19 protein-coding genes are annotated in these 20,981 nt (G+C 66.1%); 8 read left to right on the forward strand and 11 right to left on the reverse strand.

Features of this window, described 5'->3' with window-relative positions:
* The first annotated feature begins 2,010 nt into the window (after nucleotides 1-2,010).
* Genes F4Y72_08630 through F4Y72_08640 form a run of 3 tightly spaced genes read left to right on the forward strand, consistent with a single transcriptional unit; the run spans nucleotide 2,011 to nucleotide 4,249 of the window.
* Complete coding sequence (locus F4Y72_08630; GenBank protein MXZ28353.1) at nucleotides 2,011-2,628, forward strand: TlpA family protein disulfide reductase; 618 nt, start codon at nucleotides 2,011-2,013, stop codon at nucleotides 2,626-2,628.
* Nucleotides 2,625-3,353, forward strand: coding sequence for an ABC transporter ATP-binding protein (locus F4Y72_08635; GenBank protein MXZ28354.1), 729 nt, complete (start codon nucleotides 2,625-2,627; stop codon nucleotides 3,351-3,353). The genes F4Y72_08630 and F4Y72_08635 overlap by 4 nt, the downstream gene beginning before the upstream one ends.
* The gene (locus F4Y72_08640) at nucleotides 3,350-4,249 is read left to right on the forward strand and encodes an ABC transporter permease subunit (GenBank protein MXZ28355.1); all 900 of its coding nucleotides are present in this window, start codon (nucleotides 3,350-3,352) and stop codon (nucleotides 4,247-4,249) included. Before F4Y72_08635 ends, F4Y72_08640 begins: the two co-directional genes overlap by 4 nt.
* Nucleotides 4,250-4,252: 3 nt before the next feature.
* On the opposite strand, the gene F4Y72_08645 is transcribed toward F4Y72_08640, so the two are convergent.
* The 7 genes from F4Y72_08645 to F4Y72_08675 are packed head-to-tail and all read right to left on the reverse strand — an operon-like array spanning nucleotide 4,253 to nucleotide 12,574.
* Complete coding sequence (locus F4Y72_08645; GenBank protein ID MXZ28356.1) at nucleotides 4,253-5,632, reverse strand: TRAP transporter large permease subunit; 1,380 nt, start codon at nucleotides 5,630-5,632, stop codon at nucleotides 4,253-4,255.
* 3 nt (nucleotides 5,633-5,635) lie between these two features.
* Nucleotides 5,636-6,217: a TRAP transporter small permease subunit gene (locus tag F4Y72_08650; protein MXZ28357.1), complete on the reverse strand. Its 582-nt coding sequence runs from the start codon at nucleotides 6,215-6,217 to the stop codon at nucleotides 5,636-5,638.
* Nucleotides 6,214-7,665, reverse strand: a complete 1,452-nt coding sequence (locus tag F4Y72_08655) for a potassium transporter (protein ID MXZ28358.1) — start codon at nucleotides 7,663-7,665, stop codon at nucleotides 6,214-6,216. Before F4Y72_08655 ends, F4Y72_08650 begins: the two co-directional genes overlap by 4 nt.
* Before the next feature lie 25 nt (nucleotides 7,666-7,690).
* Nucleotides 7,691-9,073: a Trk system potassium transporter TrkA gene (gene trkA / locus F4Y72_08660; protein MXZ28359.1), complete on the reverse strand. Its 1,383-nt coding sequence runs from the start codon at nucleotides 9,071-9,073 to the stop codon at nucleotides 7,691-7,693.
* A 42-nt stretch (nucleotides 9,074-9,115) separates the two neighbouring features.
* Entirely contained in the window at nucleotides 9,116-11,269 is a 2,154-nt protein-coding gene (gene uvrD, locus F4Y72_08665) for a DNA helicase II (protein MXZ28360.1), read from the reverse strand.
* Between the two features lie 17 nt (nucleotides 11,270-11,286).
* Complete coding sequence (locus F4Y72_08670) at nucleotides 11,287-11,862, reverse strand: hypothetical protein (protein ID MXZ28361.1); 576 nt, start codon at nucleotides 11,860-11,862, stop codon at nucleotides 11,287-11,289.
* Nucleotides 11,852-12,574 (reverse strand): SURF1 family protein, encoded by a 723-nt coding sequence (locus tag F4Y72_08675; GenBank protein MXZ28362.1) that lies wholly within the window; start codon nucleotides 12,572-12,574, stop codon nucleotides 11,852-11,854. The genes F4Y72_08670 and F4Y72_08675 overlap by 11 nt, the downstream gene beginning before the upstream one ends.
* Nucleotides 12,575-12,598: 24 nt before the next feature.
* Here F4Y72_08675 and F4Y72_08680 point away from each other — a divergent pair, with 24 nt between their 5' ends.
* Nucleotides 12,599-12,808, forward strand: coding sequence for a twin transmembrane helix small protein (locus F4Y72_08680; GenBank protein ID MXZ28363.1), 210 nt, complete (start codon nucleotides 12,599-12,601; stop codon nucleotides 12,806-12,808).
* Here the strand turns inward: F4Y72_08680 and F4Y72_08685 are convergent.
* The 4 genes from F4Y72_08685 to F4Y72_08700 form a co-directional block, all read right to left on the reverse strand.
* Nucleotides 12,805-13,185 carry a type II toxin-antitoxin system VapC family toxin gene (locus F4Y72_08685; GenBank protein ID MXZ28364.1) on the reverse strand — a complete coding sequence of 127 codons (381 nt, stop codon included), beginning with the start codon at nucleotides 13,183-13,185 and terminating at the stop codon, nucleotides 12,805-12,807. The genes F4Y72_08680 and F4Y72_08685 overlap by 4 nt on opposite strands.
* Nucleotides 13,182-13,457, reverse strand: a complete 276-nt coding sequence (locus F4Y72_08690) for a hypothetical protein (protein MXZ28365.1) — start codon at nucleotides 13,455-13,457, stop codon at nucleotides 13,182-13,184. Before F4Y72_08690 ends, F4Y72_08685 begins: the two co-directional genes overlap by 4 nt.
* Nucleotides 13,458-13,541: 84 nt before the next feature.
* A complete protein-coding gene (locus tag F4Y72_08695) occupies nucleotides 13,542-15,047 on the reverse strand; it encodes a YifB family Mg chelatase-like AAA ATPase (GenBank protein ID MXZ28366.1) in 1,506 nt (501 codons plus the stop codon).
* A 25-nt stretch (nucleotides 15,048-15,072) separates the two neighbouring features.
* The gene (locus tag F4Y72_08700) at nucleotides 15,073-15,315 is read right to left on the reverse strand and encodes an accessory factor UbiK family protein (GenBank protein ID MXZ28367.1); all 243 of its coding nucleotides are present in this window, start codon (nucleotides 15,313-15,315) and stop codon (nucleotides 15,073-15,075) included.
* A gap of 113 nt (nucleotides 15,316-15,428) precedes the next feature.
* Here F4Y72_08700 and F4Y72_08705 point away from each other — a divergent pair, with 113 nt between their 5' ends.
* From F4Y72_08705 to F4Y72_08720, 4 genes are all read left to right on the forward strand, one after another.
* Nucleotides 15,429-16,544, forward strand: coding sequence for a hypothetical protein (locus F4Y72_08705; GenBank protein ID MXZ28368.1), 1,116 nt, complete (start codon nucleotides 15,429-15,431; stop codon nucleotides 16,542-16,544).
* Nucleotides 16,414-17,700: a hypothetical protein gene (locus tag F4Y72_08710; GenBank protein MXZ28369.1), complete on the forward strand. Its 1,287-nt coding sequence runs from the start codon at nucleotides 16,414-16,416 to the stop codon at nucleotides 17,698-17,700. The genes F4Y72_08705 and F4Y72_08710 overlap by 131 nt, the downstream gene beginning before the upstream one ends.
* A gap of 7 nt (nucleotides 17,701-17,707) precedes the next feature.
* Nucleotides 17,708-20,593, forward strand: coding sequence for a TonB-dependent receptor (locus F4Y72_08715; GenBank protein MXZ28370.1), 2,886 nt, complete (start codon nucleotides 17,708-17,710; stop codon nucleotides 20,591-20,593).
* A gap of 70 nt (nucleotides 20,594-20,663) precedes the next feature.
* Nucleotides 20,664-20,981: a hypothetical protein gene (locus F4Y72_08720; protein MXZ28371.1), complete on the forward strand. Its 318-nt coding sequence runs from the start codon at nucleotides 20,664-20,666 to the stop codon at nucleotides 20,979-20,981.

The following is a 20,981-nucleotide window of genomic DNA, read 5'->3' on the forward strand; positions in this document are numbered from 1 at the left end:
ATGCTGGAGTTTGACCTCGCACCCGCGCAGGCCGCGGGCACCGGGCTTGAAGGATTGTTGACGGAGCCGGTAACGCTTACGGCCGGCTGCGACCGTTTCCGTCATGCCAACGAGTACGAAGACGAGCGTGTGCAGATCTACGCCGACATCGACTACCTGTTCGGCGATCACCTGCTCAAGGCGGGCCTGGAGGTGGGCCGATTCGATTTGTACAACCTGTTCGTGCCGGGCTCCCGGGGCCGGTTCGTGTTCGACGGCCTTCAGGCGGTCCTCGGCGGGGTCGCGCGCGTGGACTACGTAAACGCGGTCTCCAACGATCCGCGCGACGCGGCCGCGGACTGGGGTTATCGCAGGCGCGCGTTTTTCGTGCAGGATGCGTGGACCGTCTCGCCCGAGCTGGAGCTGACCGCGGGATTGCGCTACGAACGCATCCAGCAGGAAGACTCGCCGGCATACAGCGATGCCGTCTTCGCGGCCTACGGCGTGCGCACCGACGCGAACCTGGACGGCGCCGACGCGTGGATGCCCCGGCTGGGGCTGCGCTATACGGGCCTTGGGCGCACGGTGATATCCGGCGGCGTGGGGCTTTTCGCCGGCGGCGAACCGCAGGTGTGGATTTCCAACGCGTTTCAGCCGCCGGTCGTGTTCGCGCGACTCGCCGGGGCCGGCGGCGTCACGCCGTTCTCGGTGCCGGAGGCGCTGCTGCGGCAGGTGGCCGCCGGCGCCGCCCTTCCCGTGGACGCCATCGCGGAGGATTTCGATATGCCCGCGGACTGGAAGGCGTCGGTTCGGGTGCAGCGCGAATTCGACCTCCCCGGCCTGGGGCGGGACTTCCTCGGCACGGTCCAGTACCTGCACACGAGCGCGCATCGAAGCTTCGTCTGGCGAAACCTGGCCCACACCCATCTGGCGGGCGCGCAGCCCACGGGCGAGGCGCCGGACGGAAGAAGGATCTATGCGGACCTCGACGCGCTCGGTTATCTCAATCTGACCGCGCTGGGCAATCACGGCGGCGGCCGCGCGCATGTCTGGTCGGTTGCCGTTTCGAAAAGCTACGACTTCGGCGTGGACTTCTCGGCAAGCTACGCCCGGCAGGACGTGGAAGCCGTCGCGGAGGGCACCTCGGCCAGGGGCATCTCCAATTGGCGCGCGCTCACCGTGGCGGACCGCAACGATCCCCAGGCCCGCCGCTCGCCCCATGAGACCACGCATTCGTGGAAGCTGCGCCTTGGCTACGAACGCGCGATCGGACAGTTGAACACGCGGATCGACGTATTCGGGCGGGTGTTCTCCGGGCGTCTGTTCACCTACACCTTCGATGTCGATCGCGGCAACGCGCTGTTCGGCCGGGCCGGCGCCGGGGAAAGCCCCTTCGACGCGGACCCGCTGTACATCCCGGCGGTGGACGATCCGGCCGTCGTGTACGCCTCGACTTTCGACCGCAGCCGCTTCGAGAACTACGTGCAAGCGGTGCCGGGCGGCATTCACGCGCCGTACTCCGAAGTCAGCGGCTGGAACCGGATCTGGGATCTGCGTCTTCAGGTCGAATTGCCGGGAGCGGCGGGGCTGGCCCGGTGGGTCGGCGAGAACCGGGTCCGGCTGGTGCTCGACGTCGAGAATTTCCCCAATCTGCTGAACTCGAAATGGGGACGCTTCGATTTCGGCCCGAGCAACGGTCAGGCCGCGGTCGTGCGCGCCGACCTCGTGCGCGCCGCCGACGTCGCGGACCTGGGAGTCGACGCCGCGCCCGCCCTGACCGGCGACGCCCCGCGCATGGCCTGCCGGAACCGCACCGACTGCGCGTACCGCTTCAACTCCTTCGATGCCGAACCCAGGGCGATCGCGAGCCGCTCCCGATCCGTGTACCGGATACGCCTGGGGATACGATTCGAGTTTTGATGGAGGCGAAACGGGCGGGCGCCGTGCAATTCGCTGTCCTTCAAATCCCGGACTGCCGCAAGCTTGCGAAATACCTGGATCGCCCGCTGTGTAGAATGACGCGCCTGTTCTATTGAGGTATGCCGTATCGTGAGCGCGCGAAAGCTGGTCCTGATTTTGGCGTGCATTGTCCTGGCGGCGGTCACGGTTTGGGTCCACTACGAGGTCAAGGTCAATCTTCAGCAGCCCACGGAGCTGGCCTCGGGAGGTTCAGTCGAACAATCCGGCAACCTTCAGGTGGGTGAGGAGATTCCCGACTTTTCCGGCGTTGACCTCGACGGCGCCGACATAACGCTCTCGGAATTCCGCAACCGCGAGGTGGTGGTGCTGGACTTCTGGGCCAGCTGGTGCCAGCCCTGCATCCGAAGCATGCCTTCCCTTGAGGCGCTGAACGAGGCGTTCGAGCATCGCGACGTGGAGTTTCTGGCCGTCAACGTCGGCGAAGGCCCGGAACTGGTAAGGGAGTTCGTGGAAGATACGGAATTCACGGTTCGGGTGGTCATGGATGAAGGGGAGGACATCAGCGGCGCATACGGCGTGCGCGGGATTCCTCAACTCGTCGTCGTTGGCAGGGATGGCAAGGTCGCGCACATCGAGCTTGGTTATCCGCCGTTAACCAGGCTTTCCGAGATGCGGGAGGATCGGCTGTGGGATCTGCTGGAGGAACTGACCGGGCGGGACGGCGTATGAGCGTTATCCGCACGGACAGGCTCTCCAAGACCTACAAAGGCGGCGCCGAGGCCCTGAAGGGACTGGACCTGGAAGTCGAGGCCGCCGAGGTGTTCGGTTTCATCGGCCCGAACGGCGCCGGCAAATCCACGACTATCCAGTTGCTGCTCAACTTCATACGGCCGGATACGGGTTCCGCCCTTCTGTTCGGCCAGGCGGTCGAGGCGACGGACCACCGCAAGCGCCTCGGTTATCTGCCCGAGAGCGTCAACCTGCACACCTATTACACCGGCAGACGCCTGCTGGAGTTCTACGCCGCGCTCTCCGGTGTTACGGCCGCAAAACGGGCGCAGCGCGCCGAGGAAATGCTGGACCTGGTTAGCCTCCAGGATGCTGCGGACCGCAGGATCTCGAAATACTCGAAAGGGATGGTGCAGCGCCTGGGTCTTGCGCAGGCACTGATGAACGATCCCGAACTGCTGATCCTGGACGAACCCACGTCCAACCTCGATCCCGTGGGGAGGCGCGACTTCCGCGACATCGTTCTCAAACTCAAGGAACGGGGCAAGACGGTGTTTATCTCGTCGCACATCCTTTCCGAAGTGGGATCGGTTTGCGATCGGGTAGCCATCCTGCATAACGGAGAGTTGAAACGGCTTGAGGATCTCCGGAGTTGGGAGGAAGTGTCCACACGGGCGCTGGAAGACCTCTTCTTCGACGTGATCGGCAAGGGGAGTGCGCAATGACCAGCATACTGATGATCGCAAGGGACAGTGTCCGCGCGCTCCTGCACCGGCGGCTCCTGCTTGCGTTGATGGTGGTCATGCTGATTCTCACGGTGATTTTTTCGATCGTGCTCAGCCAGATCAACAGCCGGATTTTCGACAGCGCATCCGCGCCTCCGCCGCCCGCGGCCGCTGCCGTCGAACAGGAGCCGGCGGCGCCCGGCGAGGATCCTCAGTCGTTTCAGGACGCGCTGAAACGGGCGGCGCCCCCGCCGGAACCGGTGCCCACCGAACCCATGCTCCAGGAAATGCAGGCCGCCGGCGCCCAAATGCTTTCGCAGTTCTATGGTTTTACGGCTTTTGGAGGAATGATCGTTGCACTGTTCATCGGAGCCACCGCCGTATCCAGCGACGTCCGAAGCGGCGCCATAACCATGATTCTCGCAAGGCCCGTCACCCGCTGGCAGTTCCTGGCCGGCAAGTTCGGCGGCGCCATGATGGTTCTGTTCGGCTACTCTCTCCTGACGGCCATAGCCCTGGTCATCTTCACCCAGGTCCACGAACTCGACGTGGTCCCCGCCTTGCGCTATGCCCCCTGGCTCATGTTTTGCCGGAACCTCATCTTTGCTTCGTTTGCCCTGGCGCTTTCGATGCTGATGCCTCCCATACTTGCCGGAATCCTGCCGGTATTCGTTTCCGGCGACCTGTTTTTCGGTCTTCTTTCATCCAGCAATCCCATTCACTACCTGCATTTCCTCCTTCCTACGTACGGGCCTTTCAACGCCACCAATCAATTCACGAGCGGCGTCCTGATGGGTTGGGACGAGGTGGCAATCCTCACCGTCTATGCGCTGGACCTGGCGGTGATCTTCTGCCTGCTGGCGATGTGGCGGTTCCGCTCGAAGGCGGTGGTCTGACGCTCAACCGCCGTAGAGCGCCTTCGGCAGCCAGGTCGCGATCTCCGGCCACAGCGCCAGCAGCGCCAGCGCCGCGAGCTGGATCGCGATAAAGGGCGCAACGCCGCGGTAAATGGCCGTGGTGGGCACTTCAGGCGGCGCCACGCCGCGCAGGTAGAACAGCGCAAAGCCGAACGGCGGCGTCAGGAACGACGTCTGCAGGTTGATCGCGATCATCACGCCCAGCCAGACCGGGTCCAGCCCCATCGACAGCAGCACGGGCCCGACGATCGGCACCACCACGAAGGTGATCTCGATGAAGTCCAGAACGAAGCCCAGCAGGAACATCACGAGCATGACCAGCACTACCGCGCCGAATACGCCGCCGGGAAGCGACATCAGGAACTCGCGCACGACGTCGTCGCCGCCGTAGCCGCGGAATACGAGCGAAAACACGGATGCGCCCACGAGGATCAGAAACACCATGCTGCTGACCCGGGCCGTTGCGCGGCCGATATCGCGAATACGGGACAGGCTCAGTTTTCCGCGAAGGGCGGCCAGCAGCATCGCGCCCACCGCGCCCACTCCTGCCGCCTCCGTGGGCGTGGCGACGCCGAAGATGATGGAACCGAGCACGGCGGCGATCAGCACCAGCGGCGGCGCAAAGGCCCCGACGAACCGCGCCACGCTTACGGCCCCGGCAGCCGGGTCGCCGCCCCGGCGCGCGGGAACGGAAGCCGGGCGAAAAAGGGCAACGGTCAGCATCCAGGCCGCGTAGAGCGCCACCAGCATCAGGCCCGGTACCAATGCACCCATGAACAGGTCGCCGACCGAAACCGTTCGCGGCGCGAAGACGCCCTGTGCCAGCTGCGCTTCCTGGTAAGCGGAAGAAAGCACGTCGCCCAGAAGCACCAGCACGATGGACGGAGGGATGATCTGCCCCAGCGTCCCCGAGGCGCTGATGACGCCGGTGGCCACGGCCGGGTCGTAGCCCCGCTTCAGCATCGTGGGCAGGGCCAGCAGGCCCATCGTGATGACGGTGGCGCCCACGATGCCCGTGCTGGCCGCCAGCAGCATCCCTACGATGATGACGGCGATCCCGAGCCCGCCGGGAAGACCGCCGAACATCCGGCTCAAGGCGTCCAGCAGGTCTTCGGCGATCCGCGCCCGCTCAAGGGTTATGCCCATGAACACGAACAGCGGCACCGCCACCAGCGTTTCGTTGCTCATGATCCCGAACAGGCGGTTCGGCATGGTGCCGAGAAACGAAATGTCGAAGACGCCTGCAAGGGCGCCTCCCAGCGCGAACAGCAACGCCGTGCCGCCCAGCGTGAAGGCCACCGGAAAGCCCGCCAGCAGCACCAGCACGACGCAGACGAACAGTGCGAACGCGGGCCAGTACATGGACTACACGCCGCCGCCGGCAGTACTTCCGGGCGTATGACTGCCTGTTGCGGGATCGGAACCGTCTTCGAGCGGTATCCCCAGCAGCATCGCCGAACTGCGCAAGCAGATTACGAGCGCCTGCAGGCCCACCAGGACGCCGGTGAGCGGTAACAGTGTCTTGAGCAGGGACGGGAACGGATAGATCAGCCCGCCCGCTTCACGGGAAGACTCGTGAATGCGCCAGGAGGTTTCCACATAGTCGAGGCTGCCCAGCACCAGGCCCGCAGTGAGCGGCAACAGGAACAGCGCGCATCCGGACAGGTTCACCACGGCCTGGCGTTTCGGACTCATCTCGCGGTAGAAGATGTCCACGCGCACGTGCTCGTCGCGCGCCAGGGTGTAGCCGGCGGCCAGCAGGAACACAGCGGCGTGCATCCAGGTAATCGTTTCCTGGAGCCAGATCCAGCCCAGGGACAGGCCGTAGCGCAACACCGCGACCAGGCAGGTCACGACGGTCATGACGAACGTGAGCCAGGCAACCGCCTCGCCCGTGCGAATAATCGCGCGCTCGACCGCGCCGGCAACCTTCAGCACGAAACTCATGGGCGCCAGAAGGTCGGTGATATGAGCACCAGGAAGGTGAAGATCTCCAGGCGGCCCAGCAGCATGGCCACGATGCAGGCCCACTTGGCGGTCACGCCGATGCCGCCGTAACCGGTCGCGACCTCACCCAGCCCGGGTCCCAGGTTATTGAGCGTGGCGGCCACGGCCGAGAACGCCGTGAAGGAGTCGAGGCCGGCCGCCTGCAGGCTGATCAGAATCACGATAAACACGGCCACGTAGACCGCGAAATAGCCCCAGACCGAATCGACCACGCGAGTGGAAACCGGCGTGTCGCCGAGCGTCACCGGGATTTCGGCGCTCGGATGCACGAGGCGGCGCACCTCGCGTATGCCCTGCTTGACCAGCAGCAGCACCCGCACGCACTTCATGCCGCCGGCGGTGGAACCGGCGCATCCGCCCATGAAGGCGGCCAATATGAGCAGCATCGGGAGGATGCCCGGCCAGAGCGAGAAATTGGAGGTGGTAAAGCCGGTTGTCGTCATGATGGACACCGACTGGAACAGGCCGTCGATCAGCGCCATGGAAGGATCTTCCTTCCAGCCGTAGAGCAGCAGGCCGCCCACGACCAGTGCGCAGAGCACCAGCAGGCCAAGGGCATAGGCGCGGAATTCCGCGTCGCGGAAATACCCTGCGAGCGTGCGCCGATTGAAGGCGATGAAATGCAGCGCGAAATTGATTCCCGCCAGGAACATGAACACGATCGCGATCAGGCGGATGCTCGTTTGGGGGAAATGCGCGAAGCTGGCGTCGTGGGTCGAAAAACCGCCGATCGCGACGGTGGAAAAGGCGTGGCAGACGGCATCGAACCAGCCCATGCCGGCCACTTTGTAGGCCGCTCCGCAGGCAATGGTCAGCGCCAGGTAGATGTACCAGAGCGCCTTGGCGGTCTCCTTGATGCGCGGGGTAAGCCGGGTGTCCTTCATCGGGCCCGGCGTTTCGGCGCGATACAGTTGCATGCCGCCCACGCCCAGCATGGGCAGCACGGCCACGGCCAGCACCACGATTCCCAGTCCGCCGAGCCACTGGAGCTGTTGCCGGTAGTAGAGGATCGCCTTCGGCGCTTCGTCAAGCCCCGTCAGCACGGTGGCCCCGGTGGTCGTCAGCCCCGATATCGCCTCGAACATGGCGTCGGTGAAGGACAGCTCGGGCACCTGCGTAAAAAGAAGCGGCAGCGCGCCGGAGCTGCCGAGGACCAGCCAGAACGAAGCCACGATCAGGAACCCGTCGCGCAGCTTCAGTTCGCCCCGCGCCCGGCGCGCCGGCAGCCAGATCAGAAACCCGGCCGTGAGGGCGGCGGCGAAACTGAGCGTGAATACCGGCCAGGCGCCGTCGCCGTAATACAGGTCCACGGGCAGCGGCGTCAGCATCGTTACGCTGAACAGCATGAGCAAGCGGCCCAGCACGCTGCCGACTAGCGCTATCTGCATGGCAATACCCTGCCCTGGAAGCGGATCAGGCTTCGTCCTCGAACAGCCGTTCGATCTGCGCCTTGGCCCGCGGGTTGGTCATGAAGAGAATCACGTGATCGTCGTCCTCCACGGTCGTCTCGTCATTGATCGGAAGCACCACGCCGTCGCGTACGATCGCGCTGATCGACGTGCCGTGAGGCAGGTTGATCTCCCCGACCGCGCGGCCCACAAGCGATCGCTGGCCGTCGCCGCTGTGCGCCACGCCCTCGATCGCCTCGGCGCGGCCGAAGCGCAGCGAATGCACCCTGGCGACGTCGCCCTGGCGGATGTGCCGCAGGAGTTCGCTGATCGTGATCTGGGCGGGCGAAATCGACACGTCAATCCCCATCTGCCCGGCCAGCGCGGCATAGGCCTGACGGTTGGCCAGCGCCATGACCCGCTTGCAGCCCGCCCGCTTGGCCAGACCGGCAGCCAGAAGGTTGGCCTCGTCGGCGTTCATCAGCGCCACGAAGGCATCCATGCGCTCGATGTTCTCCTCGATCAGGAGTTCCTCGTGGGTGGCGTCGCCGTGCAGCACGATGACCCGGCCGAGCCGTTCGGCCACCTGCCGGGCGCGTTTGGCCGAGCTCTCGATCAGCTTCACCTGGAAGTGGTTCTGCAGCGACTCGGCCACTCGCGCGCCGATGTTGCCGCCCCCTGCAATCATGATGCTGCGCACGTCCTGAGGCTCGGGCCTCAGCGCCGATAGCAGGGGACGGACCTCGTCGGATCCGGCGATGAAGTACACATCGTCGCCGTTCTCGATGACGGTCCGCCCGTTGACGGTTTGGGCGTGACCGGAGCGGTACACGGCGGCGATCCGGCCCTTGATGCTGCGCTCGCCCAGTTCGGCGGGAGTTCTGCCCACCAGCCAGGAACCGGCCCTGGCCTCGGCGCCCAGCAACAGCGCCCGGCCATCGGAAAACTCCAGTACCTGCGAGGCGCCGGGGAAGCGGACGAGTTGCTCCACGTAACGCGTAATCAGGTCTTCCGGAGCGATGGCGACGTCCACCGGCAATCCGTGAGGGCCGAACAGCGCGGCGATCCCGCTGTATTCGGTGTAACGCAGGCGCGCAATCTTGGTGCGCCGCCTGGCGCCGGCCTCGAACTCGCGGTAGCGCGAATGCACGACCTGGCAGGCCACCATGTTCACTTCGTCGTTGCCGGTAACGGCGATGACCAGGTCCGCGGCCCCAGCCCCGGCGTGGTCCAGAACCCCGGGCCGCGAGGCGTGGCCGGCAACGGTGCGCACGTCCATGCGTTCGTGTATGGCCCGCAGGATGTCGGCGTCGAGATCCACGATCGTGATCTCGTTTTCGGGTTCGCGGGAAAGACGCTCGGCGATCGTGGAGCCCACGACGCCGGCCCCGAGGATCAGTATCTTCATTTGTTCAAGCGCATGGGCTTAGAGCGCAAAGGCTCGGCGGAACTATATCAATTCCAGGCGCGCATAGGCCACGACCAGCCATTTTGATCCGTGTCGCTCGAAATTGACCTGCACCCGCGCATGGTCGCCCGCGCCTTCGCGGTTGAGCACCACCCCGTCGCCGAACTTCGGATGCGAGACCCGCTGGCCCAGCGCCGGTCCCGCCCCCGCGTCGAGTTCATCCGTTCCCGGAGCCGCTCCGCCCATGCGCACCGGCAGCGATACGTTGGGCTGAGGGCGAACTTCCTCGAGTAGTTCCGCAGGAATCTCGGAAAGGAAGCGCGAAGGGCGGTTGCGGTGCTCCTGGCCGCGCAGCCGGCGAACGTCGGCATAGCTGAGGTTGAGTTCCGTCATCGCCCGGGTGATGCCCACGTAGCACAGCCTGCGTTCCTCCTCCAGTTCGGCCTCGCTGTGCATCGAACGGCTGTGCGGGAACAGGCCCTCTTCCATGCCCGTCAGGAACACGACCGGAAACTCCAGGCCCTTGGCGGCGTGCATGGTCATCAGTTGCACCGCGTTTTCGTCGTCAGCGCCGTCCTCGCCGCTCTCCAGGGCAGCGTGCGCGAGGAAGGCATTCAGCGGCGACGCCGGCTGGTCCTGCATGGATTCCTCGATCATTTGCGCGGCGTTGACCAGTTCGTCGAGATTTTCGACCCGCATGCGGTCGGTTTCGCTGCCCGAGGCCACCAGCCTTTCGACCAGTCCGCTGCCGCGTACGACCCGGCTGACCTGTTCGCCGAGTTCCAGGTGCTCGGTGTCCTCGGCCAGCGAATCGATCAGGGCCAGAAACCCCTTGAGCGCGCCGGCCGCCCGGGAGTTGAGGAACTGTTCGGACCGCCCGGCGGCATCCCAGAGCGTCAGCGCGTGGCGCCTGGCGTAACCGCGTACGGCGCGCATCGTGGCCTCGCCGATCCTGCGCGGTGGATTGTTCACGACCCGCTCGAACGAAGGGTCGTCGCCCCGGTTGGCCACGAGGCGCAGATAGGCAAGGGCGTCCTTGATCTCGGCCCGCTCGAAGAACCGAAGTCCCCCGTAGACGCGGTAGGGAATGCCCGCGCCCACCAGCGCTTCCTCGAATACCCGCGACTGGGCGTTGGAGCGGTACAGCACGGCCAGATCGCGCAGCGATCCCGTGTCGTGTTCGCGCGCGCGGCTTACGACCTGGTTGGCCTCGTCCCATTCGTTATAGGCGGCGAACAGGTGCACCGGAGCGCCCCGGTCCCCGCGGGTCCACAGCTTCTTGCCGAACCGTGAGGCGTTGTTCGCGATGACCGCGTTGGCCGCCTTGAGGATGGTTGCCGTGGAGCGGTAGTTGCGCTCCAGCCGCACCATCCGCACGTCGCGGAAATCGCGAGTGTAATGCCGGATGTTCTCGACTTGCGCTCCGCGCCAGCGGTAGATGGACTGGTCGTCGTCGCCCACCGCGAAAGGCACGCCGCTGGTTCCGCACATGAGCTTCAGCCAGTCGTACTGGACACCGTTTGTGTCCTGGAACTCGTCCACCAGCAGCCAGCGAAAGCGTTCCCGGTAGCGGGCCAGCAGTTCGGAAGAGTCCTGCAGGAGTTCCGTGGAGCGCATCAGCAGTTCGCCGAAATCCACCAGCCCATACGACTCGCAGCGCTTCTGGTAAAGGGCGTAAAGCTGCTTCCTCTCTTCGCCGTAGGGCGCGGAGCCGGCGGGCGCCTGCTTGGGCCGCAGGCCCGCCTCCTTGGCGCCGGATATGAAGTACTGAAGCGACCGCGGCGTGATCATCCGCTCGTCGATGCGCTCGTCGTTCAGCAGCCGCTTGATCAGCCGAAGCTGATCGGAGGCGTCGAGAATCTGGAAGTCCTGCCGCAGTCCCGCTTCGCTCCAGTGCCGCCTCAGGAGACGGTGCGCCAAACCGTGGAAGGTGCCGATCCAGAGCTGGCGGGTGGGTGTTTCGAGCAGCGTTTCGATGCGCGTGCGCATCTCGTTGGCGGCCTTGTTGGTGAAGGTGACGGCGTAGAGGTTCCAGGGCGACGCGCCGTGGGCGGCGACCAGCCAGGCGGCGCGATGCACGAGCACGCGCGTCTTGCCGCTGCCCGCGCCGGCCAGCACCAGGACCGGCTGTTCGCCGGCCGTTACCGCCTCGCGCTGGGCGGTGTTCAGCGGATCCAGGATGTGGGTAACGTCCATGCGGGAACCCCGCTGCGTCAGCCGATCTTCGACAGCCTCAGCAGGTGCTTCGCGTCGCGGAACAGGCCGTCGGGATCAAGGCCGGGCGGATAGCTCAGAATCAGGTTGCCGAGCGGGTCCACCAGCAGGACCTCTCCCGGCTGGCGGGCTCCGATGCGTTCGATCAACTCGCTGCGCCCGGGTGCGCCGGCGGGCAGTACCACCATGCCCGGGAAGGCTTGCGCCGCCAGTTCGTAATCCGGGTCTCCGACCAGGGGCAGGAACACGCGCTGCACCCGGTTCGCGTCCTTGCCCAGCGCCAGCCGGACCTGGCGCATGCGGATCAGCGCTTCCTCGCAGGCGGTCCCGCATTCGTCCCGCTCGAGGTAGAGGAAAGTCCAGCGCCCGGTCAGGCGGCCCTCGGCGCCGGCGTCGCCTCCCGGCGGCAGTTCGATGTCGCCGAGCTCAACCGGCGGGTCGGCCAGCACGCCATGAGCGTCCGGACCCGGATCAAGTCCAGCCCGGCCCGAGTACAGGAACCAGGCGACGACCACCGGCACCAGGAACAGTGCGGCAATCGCAATGATCTGGAGTTGTTTTGCGTTAATGCGCATTTCGCGCTCTCCTGCGTTTCAAGGTTACCGCCAGCCAGATGCCGGCGGCGGCCGCGGCCAGGCCGTACCACTGCACGGCGTACGCCAGGTGCCGCTCCGGCGCCATGCCGTAGGGTCGCCAGGCCCGCACGTAACCGTCCGGCTCTTCGCCGTCCAGCAGGACCTGGTAATCGGGCAGCGGCGAATCGAACAGGCCGCGCAACTGATCGGCGGTCGGATAGACCATCCGTTGCGGCCATGGGGCCTTCGCGGCCTCTTCCTCAAGGCGAAGTCCGCGCCGGAAGTACGGGACCGCAATACCGACTACTTCGCGCTCGCCGCCGCTTACCGCCAGTTCCGGCAGTTCCGAACGGTCCGGCCCGCCGGCCACAAAACCGCGATTCACCATTACCAGGCTGCCGGCCGTTTCGAGCGGCGTCAGAACGTGGTAGCCCCGCATGCCCTCGTGGGTCATGTTGTCGAGCAGCACCTGCCGGTCCGCCAGGTAGCGTCCGGTCAGGCGCACCCGCGTGTTGTCTCCGCCGGCCGGCACCGACGCCAGGCCGCTAACCGGCAGCGACCCCTCGGCGCTTTCGAACGCGTCCAGCACCGCCCGCCTTTCCGCGGAGCGGTTCAGCTGCCAGGTCCCCAGCGAGCCGAACACCGCCAGGCCCAGAAGCATGAGCAGGAGGTTGCGGACGCCGGAGCGCCGGTGGGAAGGCGGAGTTATCATGCGGTTTCGCGCCGGAACAGGAAGATGATTCGAGCACTCATCGTCGTGCTGCTGCTGGCTATTATCGCCAGCCTGGGGTCGGGTTTGTACCACATGGTGTCCGCAAAGGGCGATCCGGGCCGAATGGTGCGCTCGCTCGCGTGGCGCGTAGCGCTTTCCGCGGCTCTCTTCCTGTTGATCATCCTGTTCTGGTGGCTCGGCCTGATCGAGCCCGGCGGCATCTATCGGCGCTAGACGCGAACGGCGCCGAGCGCCCGATCGAAAGTCTTGATTTCGCGGACGCCGCGCCGGCGGCAGCAGGCGAGATGACACAGGTCGCGCGCCGTCAGTGCGGGCAGTTGTTCCTGGAGTTGCCGCGCCAGCGTAACGTCCTCCAGTTCCAGCGGCCAAACCTCGGTGCGCGTCCTCTCGATCAGGGCAAGGGCGGCATCCAGCGTCCTGATGCGGCCGACCGGAAGGTAGTAGTGCAACATTTCCTGGACCACCTCCGCCGAGGTGCATAGACGGGACTGCTCGTTCAGTGCCTCGGCAAAGAACGCCCGGGCGTTTTCCCGAAGCGGGTGGGGTCGCCCCACCACGTACATGAAGACATTGGAATCGACGAAGATCATGTTCCGGAGGAGCCGCGTCCGCGAGATTGTTCGATCACCCGCAGGTGCTGGTCCCAGTCGGGTTCCTTTTCGGGTCCTTCCAGCTCATCGCACTGGCGGAAGAACGCCTGCAGGTCGCCTGCATTGCGAAAGAGACGGGATTCCTGCTGACTTCCAAGCCTCTGATGCGCTGCCGCCCGGAGCCAGGCGCTCAGGGTCATGCCTTCGCGCCGCGCCTGGTGAACGAAGCGGTCCCGGTCCTTGTCGGGCATGATCAGTTGAACGCGGGCCATGCGAAATAACTCATAAAAGATGCGGATGTGTATGAATCTTACACATTTCGATACGAGCGTCAATCGGGTTGCGGCCGGTCGCATTCAGGTAAAACCGCTTCCGCGCAGGGCCAGAGCTTCGGCGATGTGGCGCTCGGCCACGCGGACGGCCGATTCCAGGTCGGCGATCGTGCGGGCCACCTTGAGGATTCGTGCGCATGCGCGAGGCGAGAGCGCAAGTTTCCGGGCTGCGTGCTCAAGCAGGACTCGTCCGTCCTGCCGTGGGCGGCAGTGGACCCGGAGTTCGACGTCCTCCAGTTCGGCATTACATTTCGTGCTTCGGTCCATCTGTATTTCCCGGGCTTCCACGACCCTCGTGCGGACCTGGGCGCTTGAAATTCCGTTTCCGTCGCGGGGATGGTCGGCGAGGATGGGGCGCTCCGGCCGGCAGACTTGCACCCGCAAGTCGACGCGGTCGAGAAACGGTCCGGAAATCCGTCCCTGGTAGCGGCGCACCGCCTCCGGAGTGCAACGGCACTCGCGCTGTGGATCGCCGACGAAACCGCAAGGACAGGGATTCATTGCCGCCAGCAACTGGAAGCGCGCCGGAAAGGTGACCGTGTAACGGGCCCTGGACACCACGATGTTGCGGGTTTCCAGCGGTTCCCGAAGGGATTCCAGGGCGTCGCGGCGGAACTGCGGCAATTCGTCGAGGAACAGCACCCCGTTGTGGGCGAGGGAGATTTCGCCCGGAGTGGGCCGCGCGCCGCCGCCGACGAGCGCGGCGACCGAGCAGGTGTGATGCGGGTTGCGGAAGGGACGCCGCCGCCAGTTTTCCTCCAGCGCGATGCCCTTGAGCGAATGCAGGGTCGCGGTTTCCAGCGCTTCCTCCTCGCTCATGGGCGGAAGGAGGCCGGGGAAGCGCTTGGCCAGCATGCTCTTGCCCGCGCCCGGCGGTCCGCTCAACAGCAGGTTATGCCCCCCGGCGGCGGCGATCTCCATTGCCCGCTTGGCCTGCGCCATTTCGATCACGTCGTTCAGTTCGGGGTATGCGGCCGCTCGGACACGGTCGCCGCTATAGGCGACGCGCTCGGGTTCGCCATGCGCGTAAAGGCAGTCCACAAGCTGCCTGAGGTCGGTCACCGCTACCGCGCGCGCCGCCTTCACCAGCCCCGCTTCGGCGGAATTGGCCTCGGGAAGAAACAGCGTCCTGCCGCGCCGCGAGGCGGCGAGCAAGGAAGGCAGGACGCCCGGGACGGGCCGCAGCGCTCCGGTGAGCGCCAACTCGCCCAGGAACTCGACCCCCGCCAGTATCGCCGGGTCGATCTGCTTGCTTGCAGCCAGGATACCCAGGGCAATGGGGATGTCGTAGCGCCCGCCGCTCTTGGGCAACTCCACGGGCGCCAGGTTTACCGTGATGCTGCTCAGCGGCATCTCGAATCTCGAACTCCGCAGCGCGTGGCGCACCCGCGATGCGCTTTCCCGCACTTCCTTTTTTGCCAGGCCCACGATGGTGATGCCCGGCAGGCCGTTGGTGATGCCCACTTCCACCGTAACGCTTGGAGCCTCGACGCCGTTGAGCGCGCTCGTGTGGATCGTTGATGGATTCACTGCCTTCCCTGGCCCGCCGTCCTGGTCAGTCTCGTTGCGGTTCGATCTCCGCCAGGGCCTGCCCCAGCGCCTCGACTTTCCTGCGCGTGCGCTCAAGCACGCGCTTTTGCGCCTCGAATTCCTCGAAGGTCACGTAGTCGCCCCGGCCCAGGGCGGACTGGAGCAGGGCCCGGAAATTGGTTTCCAGGTCTTTCGCCGCTCCCTGGGCCGAGGGCGGAACCAGCTTGCGCAGGCGCCGGGCCAGATCGGAAATGAATTCGTCGTTCATGGTGGGCAAGGTTGCGTTATCGGCCGCCCGTTTGTCCAGTATCGAATTGTCCGCATAAGCGGAGAAATATCGCGCCGAGTTGATAGACTAGCCGGATTGCACCGGAGGACCGTATGGCGGGAGCAAAATCCAATCCCCCCGGCAAGGCGGCGAAGCCGAAGGCTGGCGCTGCGAAGAAGGCCGCGTCGGCCGGCAGCCCTCCCGCGAAGGCCGATTCGTCGAAGACCGAAAAAGCGGCTCCGCGCAGGCGCCTGTGGTGGTTGTGGCTGATCCCGCTGATCGTGTTCGCGGCGGGCTTCTGGCTCTGGTATGACTACCTGGCCGGTCTGCCGTCTCGCGTTGCGGAACTCGAGCAACAAGTTGCCGAAATCGGGCAATTCGAGGCAAGGCTGGGAGAGCTTGAGAGCCGCCGCGACGCGGACGCCGCGCGGCAGGCTGCCGATGCCGAGGCCGCGCGGCGGGCGTCCGAGCGGGTGCGCGACGCGCTGGAAGTGCGACTGGCAGCGGCCGAACGGGCGCTGGAGTCGCTGGGAAGCCGCCCCGCGGGCCAGCAGGTGCGCTGGCGCCTCGATGCGGCCGACAACCTGCTGGCCCTGGCCGACCGCCAGAACCGGTTTGCGCGCGACTATGAAGGCGCCGCGCTGGCCGTCCGCGAAGCGCTGGATTTGCTGGCCCAGGTGGGCGATCCCCGCTACGGCGCCGTGCGGGCGGAATTGCAGGAGCAGGCGCGGGCGCTGGAAAGGATGCCGGCCCGCGACATCCAGGGCGTGGTGGTCCGGCTTGGCGCCCTTCTTTCCAGGGTCGAGGGTCTGAAGCCGGACCTCCGGCCGTCGGCCGGAGAAACGCCGGGCGCGGAAGAACTTCCGGAGCGGGGCTGGCAGCGCGCGCTGGCCAGCACCCGGCGCGCATTGCGCTCGCTGATCACGGTCCGGCGCACCGAGGGCAGCGTCGATACGCTCCTGACCGATACCGATACGGAAATGCTGCAGCGTTTGCTGACGGCGGAACTGCACCTGGCGCGCCTGGCCTACATCCAGGGCGATCTGCAGTCGTACTCCGCGGCCCTGGTTGCCGCCCGCGGTCGGCTGGCGCGCCTCTATGCGGGGGACGATCCGGACGTTTCCGATACGCTGGCCGACATCGACGAGTTGCTGGAGTTGGCGCAGGGACGGGAAGGGCCCGATATCGCTTCTTCGCTGCAGCGCCTGCGGAACATCCGCGCCGATTGACATGCGCGCCGGGCTGATCGTGGTCCTGGTGCTGCTGCTGGTGGCGGTAGCGGCCCAGTTCCTTGCCGCGGACGCGGGCTACGTGCTCATTTCTTTCCAGGGTTGGGCGGTGGAGATGACCGTTCCCATACTCATCGTCCTGCTGGCCCTGCTGCTGTTCGTGGCCGGACTGTTGCGCAGGATCCGCCAGGCGCCGCGGCTGGTGGCCGAACGCGCGGCGAAAGCGAGCGCGAGGCGCACCGGCCGCCGCGTCGCGCGTGGCCTTACGGCGCTGGCCGCCGGCCGGCTCGCGCGCGCCGAGCGGCTGCTGGCCAAGTCCGCGGACCGAAGCCAGGCGCCGGTGCTGCAATACCTGGCGTCCGCCCGCCTGGCGCATGGCTCCGGCGATGCGGAACGCCGGGATCACTGGTTTTCGCTTGCCGAGAAGGCCCAACCGGAGGCGCGCGACGCGGTCGCGCTGGAGCGGGCGGAACTGCACCTGGGCGCCGGGGAGCGGGCCGCGGCCATGAGCCATCTGGCCGGGATACTCGAGCGCGAGCCGCGGCACCTGCAAGCCCTGCGCCTGTTCATTCCGCTGCAATTGCAGCGGGAGGAATGGGGGGAGGCGGCCCGTCGCCTCAAGGCGCTGCGCAAGCACGGACAGATGGCCGCCGGCGACGCGGCCCTCTGGACCGTCAAGGCCTATACCGGCCTGCTGGGCGAAGCGAGCGATGCGCGTCGCGTGCAGCGCCTTTGGGGGGAGATCCCGCGCGACTTGCGCGGCAACGACAAGCTGGCGCTGGCCCATGCCCGCGCGCTGATGCGGAACGGCGCCCACGAGCTGGCCGAACAGGGCCTGCGGCGCCGTCTCGACGCGCAATGGAACTCGGAGCTGGCCGTTGCCTACGGCGAACTCGAACTCCGGGACATCCCCGCGGCCATCCGTCATGCCGAGCGCTGGCTGGCGGAGAATCCGCAGGACGCCGCGCTGCTGCTGGCGCTTGGGCGTTTGTGCCGCAAGGCGAAGCTGTGGGGCAAGGCACGTTCCTATATCGAGACCTCGCTCGGCCTCGAGGAGTCACGCGTCGGCTGGCGTGAACTGGCCGAGATGCTCGAGGAGCTGGACGACAGCGACGCGGCGGGCGAGGCCTACCGCAAGGGCTTGCGCTTGGGCTAGTGTTGTGGTGCGGGGGGTAAGGGCGGCAATCGCCGCCATCTGTTTGCTGGGTGGGACATCCACGCCTGCCCAGATTCCGGGCGATGGGCCGGATGCGGTTATCGAGGAAGTGGTGGTGACGGGTTCGCGCATTCGGCGCGATCCGATCAACGATGCCACCGGAGTCCTGCGAATCGGCATGGAGCAGTTGGAGAATACGGGCCTTACCAACCTGGCCGACGCATTGCAGAACCTGCCCATTGCCGGTTCAGCCCTGAATTCGCAGTTCAACGTGCCGGGCAATCTGGGCTTTCCCCAGGACGGATCCGGAATCGGCGCCGGATCGGCGCAGATCGCGCTCCGCAACGTCGGCGCCAAGCGCACCCTGGTGCTGGTGGACGGCCGCCGCTGGATTGCGGGCGCCTCGGCTTCGGGCGTGCCCGGAACGGTGGACCTCAACACCCTTCCCGACAATGCGATACGGCGCATAGAGATCCTGCAGGACGGTGCATCGGCGGTGTACGGGTCCGATGCCATAGGAGGCGTGGTCAACATCATTACCGACCGGGACTTCGACGGCTTCCGCTTGAACGTGCAGTCCGGCGCCCACCTCAGCGAGGGGGACGGCGAGTCCACGGCGCTCGACCTCAAATGGGGCGGAGGCGAGCGCACCCGTTTTTTCCTTAGCGCGAGCTGGCGCAGCGAGGGCGGCGTGAACACGGCCAGCCGCGCACGTTCGGCGTTTCCCAATCCGGACGCCACGAGTTGCGACGTGGTCCAGTCCCTGTGTTCCTCGTTCACTCCGCAGGGCCGCTTCGTGTTCGGTCCCAATTTCGCTTCCGGCGCCAGCATCACGCTCAACGATGGCGTGCTGAACGACGGCGGCGCGAACATACCGCGCTTCGATCCTGCCAACCCGGCGTCCGGAGATTTCCACGCCTTCACGGGCGCGGACCGCTTCAACTACAACGGCTCCGACTTCAATTATCTGCGCACGCCCAACGAGCGCTTGAACCTGTTCGCGAGCGCGCACGGCGAGCTGGGCGCGGGCCTGGAGTTCTTCGCCACGGCTTCCTGGACTCGGCGTTCATCGGCCACCAAGGCCGCCCCCGAACCGCTGTGCCTGGGCAGCGGCTGCGGCAGCCGCATCGCCGAGAACTTCTTCATTTCGGCTCGGAACCCGTACAACCCCTTTGGCGTGGACCTTTCCCCGGCCGACGGGACGCTGCGTTTCTTCGGCCGCCGGCCGCTGGAGTCCGGCCGCCGCTTGTTCTACCAGCGGGTCCATACCGGGTTCGCCACAGCCGGGCTGAACGGCGAATTCGGGTTCCTGGATCGCGGCTTCTTCTGGGAGTTCCACGCCAGCTACGGCGAGAATGACGGCGAGCAGACCAAGTACAACTCCCACAACGCCGCCAGATTGCAGATTGCGATGGGCGACCCGGACGTGTGCGCCGCCACCCCGGGCTGCGTTCCTTTCAATTTCTTCGGCGGCCAGGGGCCCGACGGCGCAGGCTCCATCACCCGCGAGATGCTCGATTTCGTCGGCTATACGCAACGCGATTACAGCCGCCAGACGCTTAAGAATGCGGCCGTCAACGTAACGGGCGATGTCTTCAGCCTGCCGGCCGGGGAAGCCGGGTTTTCCGCCGGCGTGGAGTGGAGGGACCACGCCGGCTGGTTCCGTCCCGACCCGGTCGCCGAGCGCGGCGAGACCGCCGGGGTTCCGGCGGGCCGGACGAACGGCGGATTCAGCGCCGCGGAGTACTACGCCGAATTGAGCATGCCCCTGCTCGATTCCGGCGCCCGATACTGGGAACTGAACCTGGCCGCGCGCGCGTCCGACTACAGCACCTTCGGAACGGAAACCACCTACAAGGCCGGCATGCTGTTCCGGCCCCTCGAGGACCTGTCGCTGCGGGCGTCGGCCTCGACCGGCTTCCGGGCGCCCGGCATCGGCGAACTGTTCGGGGGCGCGGCACAGGAGCATTTCACTTTCGTGGATCCGTGCTCGGACGTGCTTGGACAGTTCGGCTCCGCCAATGGAGGCCGCGACGCGCCCCAGCCGCAGTCCATCGTCTCCAACTGCGCGGCCCTCGGCGTGCCGCAGTCTTTCGTGCAGACCAACCCGCAACTGACCGCGATTTCCGCCGGCAACCGCTCGCTGGATCCGGAGGAGTCCCATGGCCTGACCCTGGGCGCTGTGTGGAGCCGGCAGTTCGGCGCCGGCGGGGGACTCACGGCTTCGATCGACTACTACCGCCTCGAGATCGACGAGGCCGTGCAGGGCAGGAACCCCGGCGATGTCCTGGCCGCCTGCGTCGGCACACTCGATCCGTTTTTCTGCGACCTGACGCCCCGCGCCGCGGGCGGCACGCTGGAGGTCATCGACAACCGGCTGCAGAACATCGGCGCCATCGAGGCTTCCGGCTGGGACGTGCAACTGGCCTACAACAGTCCGGAGTGGCGCATCGGCCGGTTCAGGGCCGTCATCAATGCGACGGTGCTGAGCGAGTACGTCGAGCGGACCGCGAACGCCGACGGCACGCAAACGCGGACCGACCGGACCGGAACGCACACCGACGAGACCTTTCAACGGGCTTTTCCGGAATTGCGCTGGGTGGCGGACATCGAATGGATGAAGAACCGATGGACCGGCGCGCTCGGTTTCCGCTGGACCGATGAGATGGAACTGGAGAGCGGAAGCTCGGTGGAATCCGTTCTCTACACCGACCTCAGGATCGGCTACACCCCGCGGATTATGGGCGACCGCTGGACCATTTCACTGGGGTTCAACAACCTGTTCGACGTGGACCCTCCGCTGTGCTTCCCCTGCGGAGTGATCGGCATGAGCCTCGTCGCGCACGATCTTCCCGGCCGCGTCGGCTACCTGCGTTTCAGCTACCAGCGCTAGCGTTCGCAACCGCTTGCGCTTTCACAACATATCCGATAGCGTTGCGCAAGTACGATCCGTATCGCGAATAGTGGTGAAGAAGTTGAGTCATCCGCAGGTTTCGAACAAGAGTTATGCCATCGCCGTGTGCCTGTCGGCCATTTTCGGCGTAGTGGGAATTCAGCATTTCTACCTGGAGCGCTGGGTCGAAGCGATCCTCGACTTTTCCCTTTGCATTGCAACCCTGTATCTGCTTTTCACCGGGCAGTGGCTATGGGCTTTGCTTGTGGGCGCCGTGGATGCGCTGCACACGCTGATCGTGACCATCCTGTTGCTTACCGGATCGTTCAATGACGGCCACGGCAAGCGCGTCTGCTATCCCGGACAGAAACTCGCAGTAGGAGCCTAG

This window comes from Gammaproteobacteria bacterium, from assembly GCA_009838035.1.
Taxonomy (GTDB): domain Bacteria; phylum Pseudomonadota; class Gammaproteobacteria; order Steroidobacterales; family Foliamicaceae; genus Foliamicus.